The 17,528-nt window shown below is 53.9% G+C and carries 15 protein-coding genes; 14 read left to right on the forward strand and 1 reads right to left on the reverse strand.

Features of this window, described 5'->3' with window-relative positions; all coding sequences use genetic code 11:
- Positions 1-404 precede the first annotated feature (404 nt).
- From ACPLUI_RS02555 to ACPLUI_RS02610, 12 genes are all read left to right on the forward strand, one after another.
- Positions 405-1,460, forward strand: a complete 1,056-nt coding sequence (locus ACPLUI_RS02555; RefSeq protein ID WP_424658707.1) for a methyl-accepting chemotaxis protein — start codon at positions 405-407, stop codon at positions 1,458-1,460.
- Positions 1,461-1,493: 33 nt separating this feature from the next.
- On the forward strand, positions 1,494-3,425 hold the full coding sequence (locus tag ACPLUI_RS02560) for a methyl-accepting chemotaxis protein (RefSeq protein ID WP_424658708.1): 1,932 nt from the start codon (positions 1,494-1,496) through the stop codon (positions 3,423-3,425).
- A gap of 19 nt (positions 3,426-3,444) precedes the next feature.
- A complete protein-coding gene (locus ACPLUI_RS02565; protein WP_424658709.1) occupies positions 3,445-4,911 on the forward strand; it encodes a chemotaxis protein CheW in 1,467 nt (488 codons plus the stop codon).
- On the forward strand, positions 4,898-6,022 hold the full coding sequence (locus ACPLUI_RS02570; protein WP_424658710.1) for a protein-glutamate methylesterase/protein-glutamine glutaminase: 1,125 nt from the start codon (positions 4,898-4,900) through the stop codon (positions 6,020-6,022). The genes ACPLUI_RS02565 and ACPLUI_RS02570 overlap by 14 nt, the downstream gene beginning before the upstream one ends.
- Positions 6,003-6,350 (forward strand): response regulator, encoded by a 348-nt coding sequence (locus ACPLUI_RS02575; RefSeq protein ID WP_424658711.1) that lies wholly within the window; start codon positions 6,003-6,005, stop codon positions 6,348-6,350. The genes ACPLUI_RS02570 and ACPLUI_RS02575 overlap by 20 nt, the downstream gene beginning before the upstream one ends.
- Before the next feature lie 8 nt (positions 6,351-6,358).
- Positions 6,359-9,040, forward strand: coding sequence for a chemotaxis protein CheW (locus tag ACPLUI_RS02580; RefSeq protein WP_424658712.1), 2,682 nt, complete (start codon positions 6,359-6,361; stop codon positions 9,038-9,040).
- Positions 9,021-9,266 (forward strand): hypothetical protein, encoded by a 246-nt coding sequence (locus ACPLUI_RS02585; protein WP_424658713.1) that lies wholly within the window; start codon positions 9,021-9,023, stop codon positions 9,264-9,266. Before ACPLUI_RS02580 ends, ACPLUI_RS02585 begins: the two co-directional genes overlap by 20 nt.
- Positions 9,263-9,625 (forward strand): response regulator, encoded by a 363-nt coding sequence (locus ACPLUI_RS02590; protein ID WP_424658714.1) that lies wholly within the window; start codon positions 9,263-9,265, stop codon positions 9,623-9,625. Before ACPLUI_RS02585 ends, ACPLUI_RS02590 begins: the two co-directional genes overlap by 4 nt.
- Before the next feature lie 19 nt (positions 9,626-9,644).
- Positions 9,645-10,157 (forward strand): HEAT repeat domain-containing protein, encoded by a 513-nt coding sequence (locus ACPLUI_RS02595; RefSeq protein ID WP_424658715.1) that lies wholly within the window; start codon positions 9,645-9,647, stop codon positions 10,155-10,157.
- A 16-nt stretch (positions 10,158-10,173) separates the two neighbouring features.
- The gene (locus ACPLUI_RS02600) at positions 10,174-10,995 is read left to right on the forward strand and encodes a CheR family methyltransferase (protein ID WP_424658716.1); all 822 of its coding nucleotides are present in this window, start codon (positions 10,174-10,176) and stop codon (positions 10,993-10,995) included.
- Positions 10,996-11,165: 170 nt separating this feature from the next.
- Entirely contained in the window at positions 11,166-12,713 is a 1,548-nt protein-coding gene (locus ACPLUI_RS02605; protein WP_424658717.1) for a methyl-accepting chemotaxis protein, read from the forward strand.
- 208 nt (positions 12,714-12,921) lie between these two features.
- Positions 12,922-14,367, forward strand: a complete 1,446-nt coding sequence (locus ACPLUI_RS02610; protein ID WP_424658718.1) for a SpoVR family protein — start codon at positions 12,922-12,924, stop codon at positions 14,365-14,367.
- A 137-nt stretch (positions 14,368-14,504) separates the two neighbouring features.
- On the opposite strand, the gene splB is transcribed toward ACPLUI_RS02610, so the two are convergent.
- Entirely contained in the window at positions 14,505-15,521 is a 1,017-nt protein-coding gene (gene splB / locus ACPLUI_RS02615) for a spore photoproduct lyase (protein ID WP_424658719.1), read from the reverse strand.
- A 299-nt stretch (positions 15,522-15,820) separates the two neighbouring features.
- Between splB and ACPLUI_RS02620 the strand changes: the two genes are divergently transcribed.
- Positions 15,821-16,687, forward strand: a complete 867-nt coding sequence (locus tag ACPLUI_RS02620; protein WP_424658720.1) for a Ku protein — start codon at positions 15,821-15,823, stop codon at positions 16,685-16,687.
- A 36-nt stretch (positions 16,688-16,723) separates the two neighbouring features.
- Positions 16,724-17,528 (forward strand): non-homologous end-joining DNA ligase (locus ACPLUI_RS02625; RefSeq protein WP_424658721.1); only part of this gene is annotated, 805 nt, incomplete at its 3' end.

A 17,528-nucleotide genomic window follows, 5' to 3' on the forward strand; every position in this document is an offset into this window, starting at 1 on the left:
TAAAATATCCTTCCCTGCCATATTATGTCTCAAATGGAATAAACCGTCTCCTCGCTATTTACAACCTGCGTGCTCCGCCTTCTCCCCCATGGTTGATATCTTACTGCCTGTGCTCTCCGCCTTTCCCCCCATGATTGATACTTATCTGTTTTTGCTTGTTATTTTCCTTTGGTCTGGTATATCGAGATGGTGGTATTGCTCGTTCCATTTGACCAGCGGACGATGTTGGTGTGGGAAGTTCCGGTTTAGTGTGACTTCTCGCCGCTTCGCTTGTTTGGTGGTCCCTGCTATTGCCAGCAGGCTGGTAATATCTGTAACTCAATCGAAAACGGTTGCCCGGACATTATGGTTGTTTCATGACAGCAGGCGGAGGTGAACCATGTAAATTTTAAAGGATGGCGTTGATGGTGCTAATTTTGGTGGTGCTGGTGCTGGTGGTAGTGGCATTTTTCTTCCTCTGGCGGCGGGAGGTCAGAGTCAGCCGCGAAGAAAGAGCGGGCTACACCGGACTGCAGTTAGAACTATCCCGGGTGTTACCGGTGTTGAAGGCCAACCTGAACAGCGTCATTGAAGAGACGGAAAAGGGGGTGAGCCAGGGGCTTGCCACGTTGCAGCAGGTGGTGGAGGTGATCAGCGCCTCCCTCGCGCAACTTCACCAGATGGTGGAGGAGCAGGGCCGGCAGAACGCGGAGATTTCAGAAGCGGTCAACGGTATGGTGAATCGGCTGTCTGAAGACCTCGCCAGCCTGGGGCGGACGTTGAGGGAGGGGGCAGAACAATACCGGGAAAAGATCCGGTTGCTGGAGGAACGTCTGGGTGGGATGAACCTCTCGCGGACGGTAGCCGAGTTGGGCAACTCCTTAGACCATCTCCGGATCGTAGCGCTTAACGCCAGCATCGAGGCGGGGCGGCTTGGAGATGCTGGAAAAGGGTTCAAGGTGGTGGCCGAGGAGATAAGAAAGCTGCTGGTGCGGCTGGAAGAGTCACTGAAGGAGATAATGGTAGCAGGAAGCTTTCTCGGGATAGTGGTAGACGTCAAGGAAAGCATGAAGGAAAACGTCGAACTTCTTGAGCATAAACTGGAAGAAGTTTCCGGGAACAAGACCGAATTGGTACGGGTCAAGGAATTGATTGATAATTATTCCTCGCTCTTCGAGGAGGCCATTGAGAATATCAACGCTCAGTTGGCAAGGGCATCGGGTGCCGTGGATGAGGGACTTACCGTATTTCAGTTTCAAGATATCATATCTCAGAAGTTGAACCATATAGAACAATTCTTGACCCACCTTGATGAAGCCATGCAGCGTGACGACCAACAAGAGCTGTTGTCGCTGGAAAAGAAGCTCCAATCGTTCTATACCACCGCGCGTGAGCGGGAGAATCACCGGCGGGCTTTGGGCAAAGGTGTTGCGGAGACGAGCGCCCCGTCCGACCTGGAGGAAGATGTGGTGTTTTTCTAACCTGATAAACAACACACATAGGAGGGAATTTTTGTGGTCAAGCGGCTTGAAGATCTACCCGGGGACAGTTTTCAAAATTCCAGACAGGGAGGGAGCGGAGTCGAACTTAACAGGGAGGCCAGAAAAAAACTGGATTCACAGCGGGCCAGGGCCAGGACGTTTGCCAGGCAGCAGCAGATAGCCGAACGGCTGGCGGCCGCCACCGAAGAGCTTTCTTCGGGGGTAAGCGAGTCCACGTCGGCCGTGGAAGAACTCAGGAGCGCCATGGAACAGATCGCCGCGGGCGCGGAGGAGGCCAGCAGGGCTACCCAGGAGTCCTTGCAGGCGGTCAATGTGATCGTGTCCAGTATGGAAAAGGCCCTGGCCAATGCCAGGACTTCCCTGGAACGCACCAGGCGGGCACAGGAACTGGTCCGCGAGAACGGTGAATCAATAAACCGGCTGGTCGATAGCGTCATTAGCACTGCAGAACGCAACCAGGCCTCTGTGGAGCTGGTCACCCGCCTCGAGGAGCAGGCTCGTAACATCGGGGAAATCGTCAAGGCTATCGTGCGGATAGCGGACCAGACCAACCTGTTGGCTCTGAACGCGGCCATTGAGGCGGCACGTGCGGGCGAACACGGCAAGGGGTTTGCGGTGGTGGCTGACGAGGTGCGGACGCTGGCCGAGATTTCCGAGAAGGCGGCCAACGATATCCGTGATGTGGTGGCCACCATCCAGAACGAGGTCAACGGGGTGGTGACAGCCATCAACAACGCCGCTGTCAGGGCCAAAGAGGAGGCGGGCAAAGGGCAGAAGGTCAACACAGAACTGGAGCGGATCGCGGCAGAGGTGGATGTGGTCATCAGGAGCGCCCTGGAAATAGAAGAGTTGTCCGCAGAACTCAACAAGGCGGTGCAGGAGTTCCAGAAGGGGGCTGAAGAGATTGCCAGCGCGGCTTCCGAGCAGGCAAGTGCTGCGCAGGAGTCGCTGACCTCCATCGAGCAGCAGACGAAGGCGATGATGGACATCTCAGGTGCCGCCGGCGAACTGGCTGAGATGGCCGAGACGCTAAAGTCTTCGACCGATGTCAACAAGTCTTCAGAAGAGCTGGCGGCAGCCGCTGAGGAACTCTCCGCCTCTGTAGAGGAAGCCGAGAAGACTGCCCAGCAGATCATGGCGGCGCTCAGTCAGATCGCTGCGGGAGCGCAACGCCAGTCAGCTGCATCGGAGCAGTCGGCGGCGGCGATCACCCAGATAGAAAAGGGTGCGAAGAATATTGCGGAGCAGGCCGGAGAAGCCCTGGAAAAAGTGCGGGAGCTTGGCGACCTTCTGGAGGCCAACCGCAGCGCGGTCAATGAGCTGGTCGGCGCTATAGTCAGCTCGGCTGACGAAAACGTGGAAAACGTGAAGTTGATCAAGGCGCTGGAGGCCAAGGCGCGCCAGATCGACAAGATCGTGGACACTATCGTCAATGTGGGCATCCAGACCAACATGCTGGCGGTCAGCGGTGCCATCGAGGCAGCGCGGGCGGGCGAATACGGCAAGGGGTTTGCAGTGGTGGCCTCCGACATCCGGAACCTGGCTCAAGACAGCGCCAAGAATGCTGAGCAGATCAAGGATATGGTTAAAGCCATTCAGGAACAGATAAACACGGTGGTTTCCGACATCGTGCGTATGGGTGAAATCATAAAGAAAGACGCCGCTGACGCCAGGAAGGTGGTTGCCAGCCTTGAACAGCTGAAGAAGGACATGATGGAGGTGATCCGGAGCAACGAGGAGATTCTCTCCGGTTCCCGGGAAGTGGTGACGGCGGTCACCCAGGCCGGGAAAGGGGTCGAGCAGATAGCGCAAGCGGCTCAGGAGGCGGCTGCAGCTTCCGAGGAGGCCGCATCGGCGGCGAAGGAGCAGTCTGCCGGGACTAAAGAGCTCGCCCGGGCAATAGAGGAGGTTGCCGCCCTGGCTGATGAGATCCAGCAGGTGTAATGTGGGGGAGGGAGCGGAGATGTTGGAACAACAGGTGGTCACCTTTCACCTCAACAGGGAGCTCTTCGGCATAGAACTCAAGTACGTCCAGGAGGTCATTCGTGTCCCCGCAGTGGTGGCCGTTCCCTGCACCCCGTCTCACTTCCTGGGACTTTCCAACCTCAGGGGGGAGATCTTGCCGGTTGTTGATGGCCGGATCAGGGTGGGCACTCCTTCGGGTGATATTTCCGAAAGCGCGCGTGTGGTGGTGATAAGCCGGGAGGGAGGGAAGGTGGGCTTCCTGGTGGACCGCGTCTCGGAAGTGGTGGACCTCGAAGGGGCGGAGATAGAAGAGATTAACTCTGACACGAGGGCCGGCTGTGTCCACCGGGCCATCAGGTTTCCCGGAACTCAAAGAATTGTACTTCAGATAGACGTGGAAAGGCTGTTCAGTTATGAATTGAAAGCAACGACGTCTTCTTCTGGGGCGGTATATGAGCGGCAGGTGGAAACTGGTGTGCGCGAGCAGGAGGAGCTGATTCAGTTTGTGGCTTTCAGGGTGGGAGCCGAGGAATATGCCGTCCCCATCGGGTCGGTGCAAGAAATCGTGCGAGTGCCGGAAAAGATCTACCGGGCTCCGGGGCTGCCGCCTTACGTGGATGGGATTTTCTCGTTGCGGGAAAGAACCTTGCCCATCGTCAACTTCCGGAAATACCTGGGGTTTGAGTTCGAAAACTACGACGAACGTTCAAGGATAATAGTGCTGAAATTTCAAAAGGGTGGCCTGTACTTCTTCGGCCTGGGGGTGGACGCGGTCAACGAAGTGCTGCGTGTGAAACCTGAAGAGATTGAGCCCCTTCCCGATTATTTTCTTGATCACGAACAAGCCGTAAAAGACGTCTGCAAGCTGGATGGTGGTGGGAGGCTGGTTTACGTGCTGGAAGCGGACAAAATGGTCGAGGAGACAGTGCTGAAAGAGCTCCATGCCGCGGAACAGAAGAGGGAAACGGTGGCTGAAGGGCAGGGGGCGCTTCGCGACGAGAAGCAGTACGTGGTTTTCACCCTCAAGGGTGAGGAATACGGCGTGGAGATAGGTAAGGTCCAGGAGATCATCCGCATCCCAGGGATCGTGGGGGTGCCCCGGGCACCCCACTATATCCGCGGGGTGGTGAATATCCGGGGCACCATCCTCCCCGTGATGGACCTGCGCCGCAAATTCAATCTCTCCGACGTTGAAGACCTGGAGCAATGCCGGATTGTGGTAGTGGAACTGCCTGAACTCAAGATAGGGCTGGTGGTGGATGCGGTGAAAGAAGTGGTAAAAATCGCCACCGCAGAAGTGGAGCCGCCGCCGGCGGTGCTGGCGGCCGAGGTGGAGCAGGAGTTTCTGGCGGGCATCGCCAAACTCCGGCGGGGCGATCGTCTAATCATGTTGCTGGACCTCAACCGGGTGCTGACACCTCAGGAGAAAAGGGAAGTGAAAGAAATCCTTGATGAAGAAAATTAGGGTGCTGGTGGTCGATGATTCGGCACTGATGCGCAAGTATCTCAGGGAGATACTGGAAGAAGAGAGCGACATGGAAGTGGTGGCCGTTGCCCGTAACGGCAGGGAAGCGGTGGCAAAGGCGCTGGAGCTTGACCCGGACGTCATCACCATGGATGTGAACATGCCCGAGATGGATGGGTTGACGGCGATCCAGTACATCATGCATTTCAAGCCATGTCCTGTTGTGGTGGTTTCCTCCCTGACCCGGCGCGGTGCCCTGACCACCTTCGAGGCGCTGGAGCTGGGGGCAGTGGATTACATACCCAAACCCGACGGTACCGTGTCGCTGGCGATAAAAGGCGTGGCACACGAAATAAGGGAGAAAGTGCGGGCGTCAGCCGCGCTCAAACGGCGGCTCGTCGGCTTGAGACAAAGAGACCGCTTCGGGTCCAGGGTAGAGCAGGCGGCTGTCGCGGTAACTCCGAAGCAGACGCCGGCCAAGCCGGCTCTCAGCGCCGACTACCGCCATGTGGTGCTGATAGGGGTTTCCACGGGAGGGCCGAAAACGCTGATGGAGATAATCCCACACTTGCCTGCCGGCCTTCCGGCGCCGGTGGTTGTTTTCCAGCATATGCCTGACAACTTCACCCGCTCGTTTGCCGAACGGTTGAACAGTTGTTCTGTTCTGCTGGTCAAAGAGGCTGACGACGGCGAGCTGTTGGAGCGGGGCAAGGTGCTGGTGGCCCGCGGCGGTAGCCATTTGAAACTCGAGCTGCATCCCGTCCACCGCAAGCCCAGGGTGCGGATAACCCGTTCGCCGCGCAACAGCCTTTACTTCCCGTCGGTTGACGTAGGGTTTAGATCAGCTCTGGAAGTGATCCCGGCCGGGTCCCTGGTGGCGGTTTTATTGACGGGTATGGGCGATGACGGGGCTGATGCGATGGTTGAAATTGCACGCTGCGGGGGGTACACCATAGCCGAAAGCGAAGAAACGGCTATCGTTTATGGGATGCCGCGGGAGGCAATTGAGCGGGGAGGGGCAAAAGAGGTGCTGCCCTCTTACCGGATTGCCCAAAGGATTGTAGAGCTCATCAACAGGGGGTGGGCAGGCAATGCGCGTACTGGTGGTTGATGATTCCTTTACCGTGAGGGAATACTACCGGGCTGTGTTAAAGGACGTGGCTGAGGTCGACGAGGCAGTCAACGGCTTCGAGGCGTTGGAAAAAGCCTTCGTGGAATCTTACGACCTGTTTTTAGTGGACGTAAACATGCCCAAGATGGACGGCTACCATCTGACGGAGGAGCTCAGGCAAAGTGGCGTGGACAGGCCGATTATCATGATTTCGACTGAGCGCGAGGACCAGGATCGCAAAAAAGGGCTGTCGCGTGGTGCGACACTTTACCTGGTCAAGCCCGTAAGACCCGAACAACTTCAATTCTACGTCAGACTTTTGGGGTGAAAAGCTAGATGTCCGATTTAAGGAGCACGTTTCTCGAGGAGGCTGCCGATCTCCTCGAGGAGATAGAGCGGCTCACGCTCCTGCTCGAACGCGAGGAGCGGTCTCAGGAAACTCTGGACGCCATCTTTCGCGCAGTCCACACCCTGAAGGGGTCCGCCGGTGTGGCAGAGGTGGACAATGTAAAAGAGTTGGCCCACTGGTTGGAGACCTTGCTGGAGGCCGTGAGAACCGGCGAAATCCAGGTTGCCCCCGAACTGGTGGATGTGGTGCTCGCCGGATTTGATGAGATAAAACGCCTGCTGGCGGAGCTTTCCCTTTCCGGCGAGTTTATCAGCCCGGATCGGTCTGTACTGGAGAGAATCGAACAATTCTGTGTTGGGGCTGGTGTGGGGGAAGAGGAGTTTATCCTCCCCGATTACATTGATACTTCTAGCTTGCCCGGAGTAGTGGCCGCGCTTTCGCCAGCGTTTTGGGAGAAAATGTGGAACGAGCTGGTCCGGGGGCGAAAAGTGTATTATATAGAGCTGGAGCCGGGCGAGGACTTTTTCTTCAATGGACACAACCTGGTTTTTCTCTTCGAGGATCTCGAAAAGATGGGCGAGATCTTTGAACTGAAAACTTTGCAGGACAGGCTACCACTTTTTCCGGATCTTGATCCCGAGAAGTTCTACCTGGCTTTCGAGTTCGGTTATGCAACCTCCAAAGAACTGGAAGAGGTCAAGGACCAGTTTCTCTTCATTGCTTCCGGGGAACATCGGGTGGCCGTGAGACCGCTTCGTGAGGCGGCCCTGCAGTTCTTGAGGAATTCGGAACTTTCGTTTGTTGAAGGGAAAAAGCTGGGAGAAGAGGTCGCCGGGAAACTGGCGCTTCTGGTCGAGGAATACGATGCCAGCAGGGAGGAGGTGCTGTCCTTTCTCGATGCCTTGCTGGAGGAGGCATTCTGGCGTGAAGAAGGGATCCGCGAGCGATTCTTCCTGATAGCGGCAAGAGCTTACATTCTGCGGTATGCCGAACTGGCAATGTCCTCTTCCGGGAAGGGGCGCGAGTTTTGTGAGAGCTTCGCCACAGTCTTGACTGCTCTTTTAAACGAGGCGCTCGCCGATGGTGCGGTGAGTCGCAACTTGTTGCTGGATATCGATGAGCTGAACGCCTTCTTTGGTGCGGGGGAAGAGAGGCAGGAACCTCCGGCTCCCGCCGGGCTCCAGCTGGACTTAGAACTCGTAAGAATCCTCCTCTCCCAGCAGCGCGAGGCACTAAAACTTATCATTCCTGCGGTCGAACACGCCTCGCTGCGCTCTATGGCCGGGGCGCTCGGACGGGTGGCCTCGCTTCTGGGTTTTCCCCGGCCGGAGCGGGAAGACAGGGCCGGGCTGAAGACCTGGCTTGAAGAAGTATACAGGGGGCTGTTTGAGGAGCAGCCGGAGGAAAAACCTGTCCCGGTGGATGACAGGAAGCCGCAGCAGCAGGCCCCTGCCCCGAAGTGCGACGTTTCTTTCGCCCGCGAGGCATCCTTCAAGATAAGCCAGGAGATGGCCGACCACCTGGTGAACCTCGTGGGTGAGTTGACCATAGCCAAGAACAGCTTCTTTTACCTGGTCAAAAAACTGGAGGGGTTCAGTTTCGAGCTGGCCCGTGAGCTGAAGGAGCGCGCAGCTTATTTGGAAAGGCTTGTGCGCGAGCTACAGGAACGGGTGATGGCCATAAGGTTATTGCCGGTGGAGCAAATCTTCAACCGGTTTCCGCGCTACGTCCGGGATACCGCGCGGGTTTTGGGTAAACAAGTGGTGCTCTTAACCGAAGGCGAGGATACCAGGCTCGACAAGAATATGCTGGAGGAGCTCTATGAACCGCTTCTCCACCTGGTAAGAAACAGCCTGGACCACGGCATAGAGAATGTTGAAGAGCGGGTAGCGGCGGGTAAGCCGGCCGAAGGCAGGCTCTGGTTGAGGGCTTTCCAGGAAGGCGACCGGGTGGTGGTGGAAGTCGAGGATGACGGCCGGGGGATCGATACTGATGAGGTGAAGGCTAAGGCAATAGAGCGGGGATTGCTAACCGCCGGAGAAGCCGGGGAGATGAGCGAAGAGGAAATCCAACGGCTGATATTCATGCCGGGGTTCAGCACCAGAGAAGAAGCCACGGACATTTCCGGCCGCGGCGTGGGTATGGATGCGGTGCTGGCGGCTGCCAGGCGGCTGGGTGGCGACATAGCAGTGGAGTCCCGCCGCGGCCGGGGGATGAAGGTCGGCCTTGTGCTGCCGTTGACCATGTCCACCACCGAGGTGCTGAAGTTCAGGTGCGGAGGCAGGGTTTTCAGCTTCCCGCTGGACGCGGTGGTCGAGACGGTGAGCGTTGCCGTTGAGGACATAAAGGCTGCCCGGGGGAAAAAAGTGGTCGTGCTGCGGGAGAAAATAATGCCGCTGGTCGGGTTGGAAGAGGTGCTGGGCTTCGACGGTCCCGGGGACCGGGGTGCGGGGGAGCAAAAGCTTATCGTGCTCACCCGGCAGTTTGCGGTGCCCGTCGACGCCGTGCTGGGTAAAGAAGAGGTGCTGGTAAGACCGCTTACCGGCGAGCTGAAGGCCATCCCGTACTTCAAAGGGGCAGCCATTCTGGGTGACGGCAGTATTCTTTTGGTGTTGGAGCCCGGGGCTCTTCTGGAGGGGGTGAAGTGCCGTGTCCGTGCTGAAGGTTGAGAGACCCCTGATAGTGGAGTTTATAAAGGAGGTTAAGGAGGAGCTGGAGAGGGTCGGTGTAGCCTCAGCCGGGTGTGTGGAGTTCCGCCCGCCGGAACCCGGGGCGTTGGACCTGGCGGGTATTCAGCTCATACTATCTCTACACAAAACCTACCCCCATCTAAAGATAGAAATCGAGCTTCCCGGATGGGCCATGAAGTTTATCAACGGGGGTAACGGTAAATGAAAAAGATTTTGTCACTGGACGACTCGATGACCATGGTACAGACGGTAAAACTGGCGTTGACGAAGGCCGGCTACGAAGTGGTCACCTTTACCGAGGGGCAGAAGGCCCTGAACTACCTGCAGGGAAACAAAGTGGATCTTGTGGTAACCGACCTCCACATGCCAGCCATGGACGGGATCACTTTTATAAAGAAACTTCGGTCGCTTCCCAACTGCCGGTTCACGCCCATCATCATCCTGACGACCGAGACACAGGTGAAGAAAAAGGAAGAAGCACGTCAGGCGGGGGCTACCGCATGGGTGACCAAGCCGTTTGCTCCCGCACAGCTGGTCTCTGTGGTGCAGAAGGTTTTGCGTTAAAAAGGGGGGGCTATCCTGTATGGAGCAGGACCTTTTTTCGGCAATCGAAGGAATGGTTGCAGAGAAAGATGTAAAAAGGCTTTCCAGGCTTGCCATTTCGGAAAATGACCGGGCGGCAGTGGATGCAGCGATAACCGCACTTGTGAAAGTGGGTAACGACGAAGCGGTGGAGGAGCTGATATCCTTTCTTTCCGCTGAGGACGCCTACTTGAGAAACGAGGCGATAGAGGCGCTTCAAATTCTGGGAACCAGGGCCTTCGATAAAGTGGCCGTGCTTTTAAAACGGGAGGAGCCAGACCTCCGGATCTTCGCGCTGAACGTACTTAAGGAAATGAAGGAGCTCCGCTTGAGAGGGCTCATCCGCCACGTGCTGGAAGTGGAGACCGACCTAAACGTGGCGAGTCTTGCCGTGGAGTGCTTATCCGAGGTGGGTTCTGGGGAGGATGTGGCACTGCTGGAGGCTGTTGCCGGGCGGTTCTCCGACCCTTACATGAGGTTTGCCGTGGACGCGGCGCGCAGGAGGCTGGAATAGGAGAGATATCGCAGTAATGACTCGAGAGGAATTCTGGACCCTGTCCGAATACGTTTACCGGAAGACGGGCATAAAGTTTGAAGAAAATAAGCTTTACTATGTGGAGCGTAAGGTCTCCGAGAGAATGGCCGGGCTGGGGATCTCCGAGTTTCGCCGGTACTTTTACTATCTCAGATTCGATCCTGACGCCAGGGAGTTTCAAGAGCTGATCAATGCCCTGACGGTGAACGAAACCTACTTTTTCCGCGAATACTATCAATTGAAATGCTTTGCCGAAGAAGCGCTGCCGGAAGTTCTCGAACGTAAGAAAGGGACGGGGCATAGCCTGGTTAAGATATGGTCGGCGGGCTGCTCCACGGGAGAGGAACCATATACCCTGGCGATCATTCTCAACGAAATGCTGGAAGGGCTACCATACGATTTCCTGGTGGATGCCAGTGATATCAATACCGGGGTGCTGGAGTTTGCCCGCCGCGGTGTATACGGGGATAGAGCGGTAAAAGATGTCCCCCACACCTATAAGGCGAAGTATTTCTTGAATACTCCGGCGGGTTGGGAAGTGGTGCCGGAGATAAAGCGAAGGGTCAGCTTTCTACAGGTGAACCTGCTGGACAAAGGAGAGATGAGAAAGCTCTCCGGTTACGATGCTATATTTTGCCGAAACGTGTTGATTTATTTCGATGATAGCGCCCGGCGGGAGGTGGCCCTGGAGTTTTACCGGGCACTTTTGCCGGGTGGGTTCATATTCTTGGGCCATTCTGAGTCCATGAGCCGGATTACCCCGGTGTTCCGGCTGAAAAAATTTCAAAACGCCATCATCTATCAAAAACCCGGTTAATCAAGCTGTTGCCGTCCAAGCGCATTTGTGAGCTTTCACCGGGCTCGAGTTTATCAGGTTTGTCTGGATCGGTCTTGCTGAGCAAAAGACATTGTGCCTATGTAGCTTTTTCTTGACATCGTTAAGGGACACAATGACGGTAAAATATAGAGACCGGGGAGGGAAATTAATTGCGACTTAAAGTTGGCGTCAAAATAGGCGGAGCTTTTCTCATTCTGCTGGTCCTTTTCGCTTTTATTATGATTCAGGGAATTGTCGTAATCGACAACATCAGCAGGAATATGAACGATATTAATAAACATTTCCTGCAGATAAGTCTCGATTATCAAATAAAGGATGCCTTTCAGGCTGCGGTGCTGGCCATGCACGGGTATATGTTTTATGGTGATGAAAAATACCTTGCTCAGTATCATGAACAAATTAAACTGACAGAAAAACTACTTGAGGTTCGTCTCCAGAATGTTTCAAATGAAAACCGTGGTAAATTAGAGAGAATGTCAAAAATGGTCAAGGAGTTCGATGGCAGGTTTACCCGGACTCTGTTAGAGGAAGGGAAGGTGCGGGAAGCTGCAGCCCTGGAAAGTTCTATTTCGCCCATGATTACTGAAATTAATAACATGTTGCAGGAGAGCATTGTACGTAATGAAACGGCAAGAAGAAATATTGTGGCTTGCTCAACTTCCTATGAAAGAAGCGGCCGGCAGAAGATGTTGATTTTGGGCTTCATTGTACTGTTATTTAGTTCCGGTCTTACGTTTTTTATTTCCCGGTCGATCACGACTCCGGTGAAGACGGTGATGGAATCGTTGCGCCGGATTGCCGACGGTGATTTCACGCAACCCGTTCATGTGCGGAGCAGGGACGAGCTGGGTGACCTGGCTGCTACCTTCGACTTAATGCGTGAACAATTGAGAGCTCTCGTTGGTGAAATAGCTTCTACTGCTGAAAACGTGGCCGCTCATAGTGAGGAGCTGGTTTCTTCTGCGGAAGAGGTGAATGCGGCGGTAGAGGAGGTTGCCAGCGCTACCAGCCAGGTGGCGGCAACGGCGGGAAAAAGCCTGGAAGATGCACATCTAGCGGCGGCCGAGTCCAGAAATATCGCCGGTGTGGCGGAATCCGGCGGGCAGACCATCAAGAAGACCATCGAGATAATAAATGCAATGGCGAGAACAGGCGATGAAGTTAATCATGCCATTCGCCAGTTGGGCGAGTTATCCTTGAGAATAGGAGACATAACCGGTATCATTACGAGCATTGCCGACCAGACCAATTTGCTTGCTTTAAATGCAGCCATCGAAGCAGCTCGGGCAGGTGAACAGGGGCGGGGCTTTGCCGTGGTGGCCGAAGAAGTGAGAAAGCTGGCTGAGCAATCAGCGGGTGCGGCCGGAGAAATCAGCCAGTTAATTAGCCGTATTCAGTCCGGTGTGGAAGCGGCTGTTAGAGCAATGGATCACGGGGTGACGGAAATTCAGGAAGGAGTAGGGATTGCTTCTGCTGTGGGCGATGCGCTTAAGAAGGTAGAGGAGGCCATATACAGGAGTATAACTTTAATAGAGGAAATTACTGAAAGGGCCAGACAAACCGGCGATGTGACGCAGCAGCTGGCTGCAAGTGCAGGGCAGGTTTCCTCGACAATCCGGCAGGTCACCACTGCGACCCAGGAATTGGCACAGATTGCCAGTAACTTGCAGCTCCTGGCCTGTGGGTTTAAAGTGTAGCGGGAAGTAAGAAATGTTATCGAAATTGAAGGAGTTGCTAAAAATAGTTAATTTATTTCCTTCCGGCCTGATCCAATGCCCTGTCAGCGAGGGTAATGAACAGCGCTACTAATCCAGTACTTTTAAGACAATAACCTCCGGCTTCCCACATAATCTTATATAAACGGAAACATTCTCTGGCACCAGGGAAAACTGGAGGTTGATTAAAATGACCAGAGAAGAGCTGCGCAAACTCTCGGAAGCCGTGGAAATAATTACTGCCAGGGCCCGTGAGTTCGGTCTGGACTTTTATGACATGTATTTTGAAATTTGCCCGGCGGATATTATTTATACCTTTGGAGCTTACGGGATGCCAACCCGTTTTTCTCACTGGACTTTCGGCAAGGCCTACCAGAAAATGAAGACACAGTATGATTACAACCTGAGCCGCATATACGAAATGGTTATTAACTCCAATCCGTGCTACGCCTTTCTCTTGGAAGGCAATTCCCTAGTTCAGAACAAGCTGGTCATAGCACACGTTCTGGCCCACTGCGACTTTTTCAAAAATAACGTCTACTTCAAGCATACCAACCGCAATATGGTGGAATCCATGGCCAGCGCGGCCGAGAGATTCCGTGGTTACGAAATGAAGTACGGGAAGAACACGGTAGAAGCTTTTTTGGACGCTGTTCTATCCATCCAGGAACACGTGGACCCCTATCATTTCATAAGAACCGGCCGGGAAAAGAAAAAGCAGGTGAAGGAAGAAGGGTCCTGTGCCTGCGGCCGGGGCGGGAAATGTGGAAAACGGCACCGGGAGGAAACCCCTTATGATGACCTCTGGGAGCTCGATGGACCCAAATGCACCGGGCACTGTGAAAAGCCCAGGAAGTTTCCTCCGGAGCCAGAAAAAGACCTTCTGCTCTTTATTATGGAACATGCCCGTGATCTGGAGGACTGGCAGCGAGATATCATTTCCGTTGTCAGACAGGAGATGCTCTATTTCTGGCCGCAGATCGAGACCAAGATTATAAATGAAGGCTGGGCTACCTACTGGCACCTTCGTATCATGCGGGAAATAGATCTTACTGAGGATGAATCCATAGAGTTTGCCAAGATGCATGCCGGGGTAATCCAGCCTTCCCGCGTACGACTGAACCCCTACCACCTGGGGCTGAAAATCTTTGAAGACATTGAAAAACGTTGGAATGAGCCAACCGCTGAGGAAAAGAGAAAATACAACCGCCCCGGAGGCGAGGGCAGGCAAAAAATCTTTGAGGTACGGGAACAGGAAAATGACATTTCTTTCTTGAGGAATTACCTGACTAGAGAACTTATTGAGGAAATGGACCTCTACCTGTACAAAAAGATGGGTTACGATTGGAAGATATCGGACAAAGACTGGGAAAAGGTTAAAGAAGGGATCATTTCCAGTCTTACAAATGGTGGTTACCCCTATATAGTGGTGGAAGATGGAGATTTCAACAGGCGGGGGGACTTGTACTTGAAACACTGTTACGAGGGCCTGGAACTGGATGTGTTTTATCTGGAAAAAACTTTACCATACGTATACCGCTTATGGGGCCGGCCGGTACACCTTGAGACGGTCATCGATAATAAAAAAGTGCTTTTTTCGTACAATGGAGAGAAGGTAGGTAAAAAGTTTATTTAGCACTTCCAGGAAAATATAGCGGCGGCGACCATTCCCGGGTGTATTTGGCGTGACGGTCTGCCGCCTTTTTGTTTGCCAGGCGGCCCGAAGCATGCCGCGGTGCGTATCTTACGCAAAGTATCTTGTGGTGAGTGCTGTTAGACGAAGTAATCGATCTTTGTCCCGGGGAACAGTTCCTCTGTTTTTGAAACCAGGGTTTCCTTTAAACGCTGCATTAACTGCGGGGCGTAAACATATTTCCCGTAACCGAACTGGCCGAACTTGAACTTTCTGTTTTCTCCATTCAGAGGTAAAACGGTATTGGGGAAGAGCATTTTAATTCTGTTTTTTGCCCGTACGGTAAACCGGTGGGTGATAAATTCAAAAGACAATACCTGGGAGTCAGGGAGGGACTCCCTGATTGCTTTTAATAAATCTATGTAGTCCGTTTCCCATCCAGGGTAAGCTATGATGGGAGCAATGATGAACCCCGTGGGATAACCAGCCTCTATAACTTTTCTGGCTGCCTTTAAGCGCTGCTCCAGCTTCGGGGTCCCGTGTTCAAATGATGTTATTATTCTGGTAGTGTTTACGCTAAAACGAATTGTTGTATGTCCATTGTGTTTTAGCATTAAGAGCGACTCAATTTCAGTGAATTTAGTGGCAAAACGAAAACGGCCAAAATCCTGGACGGCAAAAAAGAGAATGGTTTTGGCCAGTGCCCCGGTGTATTTTTCCACAGGGACCGGGTCGGAGGTGGCGGAACCTTCAAATACGGTCACTTCAGGTTGTCTTTGCACGATATAATCCCTGGCTTTCTCTAGAATTTCCTCAATGTTGATATAAGCCCTGATGTACGGCTTGCTGGGCAGGCTGCCGAGTAAATAACAGTATTCACATTTTCCGGGGCAGGAAGTGGTCAATGGTAACTGGTAATGGGCCGACGGTTTACAGGTTTGAAAGGTAAGAGTCCTCCTCACACCGAATACCAGGGTTTTCTTAGCTTCCCGGTAGGCTTCTTGCGGATTTTTCCCGGGAATGCCAGTTATCCTGTTATGGGAAAGGGTAACAATTACCTCAATATCGCTCCGCTTAAATGATTCCCAGAGGCTTTTCCCCAGAGGGTATTTTAAAGCATCCTGTTCAAATATTACTCTATCAGGGTAAAAATCCATATCAAATCACTCCTGCTGGTATATATGTGTAGCCACTATTATAACCGTTTGTGCTTTCAAAAATTCCCAGGGTATTACCGGGTTGCTATTTACATTCCGGCGGGACTCACAGGATCACTTCATAATTTGTCAGTATTAAGGCCATCCTAGCTTTAAGTATCAAAGCTTCAGGATGGCCTTCCCTTGACTATTTTCTCCCTGACTATTTACTGTAAACTTTCCCGTGACGTCAGTATATTGCTCCGGTTGAGTTTAGGCCCGGATCTAATTAATATTTTTTGTCTGGGGGTGACGTAAGTTTGCGTCCCATCTGGAAAGGGGCAATTAGTTTCGGTCTGGTTTACGTCCCCGTTAAGCTGTACGCAGCTACGGAAAGAAAGGATGTAAAATTTAATTATTTACATCAGAAGTGCAAAAACCCCATTCAATACAGGCGTTACTGTCCTTACTGTCAGGAAGAGGTTTCCCTGGAGGAACTGGTGCGGGGATATGAGTATGAAAAAGGGCGTTATGTTATTTTGCGGGAAGAAGATTTTGAAGCTCTGCCCGGGGGGGAGGGGCACAACATTGAAATCATGGATTTCGTAGAGCTGGGGGAAATAGACCCCATCTATTACGACAGAGCTTACTACCTGGCCCCTGCTGGAGGTGGGGAAAAGGTTTACGAACTTTTAAAGCGGGCTATGGAAGAAAGCGGCAGGGTGGCTGTGGCCCGGGTGGCCATCCGCAGCAAAGTGACGCTGGCCGTGTTGCGGGTGGCCGGGGGGGCGCTGTCCATGAGCACCATGTTTTACCCTGATGAGGTGCGGGATGCAGGTGCTATTGACGAAATGCATTACCACGTAGAGCTCTCGGATCGGGAAGTTGAGATGGCGCTTAATCTGGTCAACAGCCTGACAGCTCACTTTGAGCCGCGGAAATATACTGATGAATACCGGCAGGCACTCCTGGAATTAATCAGGGACCGGGTGGCCGGCCGGCAGGTGGCTGAACCCGTACGGCCGGAGGCGGCCAGGGTGGTGGACCTCATGGAAGCCTTGAAGGCCAGCATAGAAAAGGCTAAAAAGGAACGGGGCCAGGCAGTTGGGGAAGTACCGGGAGAAGGAGAGCAGGAGCCGCAAAAAGACCGCCGCCGGGGCCGCAGGAAGGCTGCGGGGGAAGGGTAGCGGATACGGATGAAAGTGAAGTGGAGGTATACGCCGTTGGGAGAGAAATCCTCCCTGCCCCTCTTGCGGCCCATGCTGGCCGTTGCTGCTGAACCTTTTGATAGTCCTGATTTTCTTTATGAAGTTAAATGGGACGGGTACCGGGTCCTGGCCTACCTGGACGGCTGTACTGTGCTGCGTTCCCGGAACCTGCGGGATATTACAACAACCTTCCCGGAACTCGACGAATTACATAGATATGTGAAAAAGCTGCCGGCCATTATTGACGGTGAAATTGTGGTGATTCAGGACGGCCTTCCTTCTTTTGCCGCCCTGCAGGCAAGGGGACGCTTGGAAGATCCTCTGAAGGCTAAAAACATGGCCAGCCGGTACCCTGCCATGCTCATGGCTTTCGATGTGCTGTATGCCGGTGGTCGCCCTTTCTTAAACGAACCTTTGTGCCGTCGCAAGGAACTCCTGGCGGAGATTGTTAAGCCCGGTGACCGGGTGCTGGTTTCCGAATTTGTTTTGAATCAAGGCCGGGCCTTTACTGCCGCATGTGTCGCCCGGGGACTGGAAGGGGCCATGGCCAAGCACCTGGACAGCCCCTACCTCCCCGGCCGGCGTTCTTCTTACTGGCGTAAATTCCGACGTACCAGAGAGGCCGATCTCGTGATCTGCGGTTACCAGATGGGGCGGGGCCAGCGGCGTCTCGGTGCCCTGGTACTCGGCGGGTACCGGGGTGAGGAACTTGTTTACCAGGGCAAAGTGGGTACGGGGTTTGGCCGGGATGAGGAAGAGTACCTGCTGGGACTGTTATCCCGCCTCGTGATACCCCGGCCCGCCCTGGACCTCCCGTCTC

Origin of the sequence: Desulfofundulus sp. (assembly GCF_049701015.1) — a bacterium.
Taxonomy (GTDB): domain Bacteria; phylum Bacillota; class Desulfotomaculia; order Desulfotomaculales; family Desulfovirgulaceae; genus Desulfofundulus.

What these genes read in the sequence shown, in the direction of transcription:
- ACPLUI_RS02590 (WP_424658714.1), top strand. Translation starts at nt 9,263, where the DNA reads ATGAAAAAGATTTTGTCACTGGACGACTCGATGACCATGGTACAGACG.
- ACPLUI_RS02610 (WP_424658718.1), top strand. Translation starts at nt 12,922, where the DNA reads ATGACCAGAGAAGAGCTGCGCAAACTCTCGGAAGCCGTGGAAATAATT.
- ACPLUI_RS02580 (WP_424658712.1), top strand. Translation starts at nt 6,359, where the DNA reads ATGTCCGATTTAAGGAGCACGTTTCTCGAGGAGGCTGCCGATCTCCTC.
- splB (WP_424658719.1), bottom strand. Translation starts at nt 15,521, where the DNA reads ATGGATTTTTACCCTGATAGAGTAATATTTGAACAGGATGCTTTAAAA.
- ACPLUI_RS02595 (WP_424658715.1), top strand. Translation starts at nt 9,645, where the DNA reads ATGGAGCAGGACCTTTTTTCGGCAATCGAAGGAATGGTTGCAGAGAAA.
- ACPLUI_RS02575 (WP_424658711.1), top strand. Translation starts at nt 6,003, where the DNA reads ATGCGCGTACTGGTGGTTGATGATTCCTTTACCGTGAGGGAATACTAC.
- ACPLUI_RS02570 (WP_424658710.1), top strand. Translation starts at nt 4,898, where the DNA reads ATGAAGAAAATTAGGGTGCTGGTGGTCGATGATTCGGCACTGATGCGC.
- ACPLUI_RS02565 (WP_424658709.1), top strand. Translation starts at nt 3,445, where the DNA reads ATGTTGGAACAACAGGTGGTCACCTTTCACCTCAACAGGGAGCTCTTC.
- ACPLUI_RS02600 (WP_424658716.1), top strand. Translation starts at nt 10,174, where the DNA reads ATGACTCGAGAGGAATTCTGGACCCTGTCCGAATACGTTTACCGGAAG.
- ACPLUI_RS02555 (WP_424658707.1), top strand. Translation starts at nt 405, where the DNA reads ATGGTGCTAATTTTGGTGGTGCTGGTGCTGGTGGTAGTGGCATTTTTC.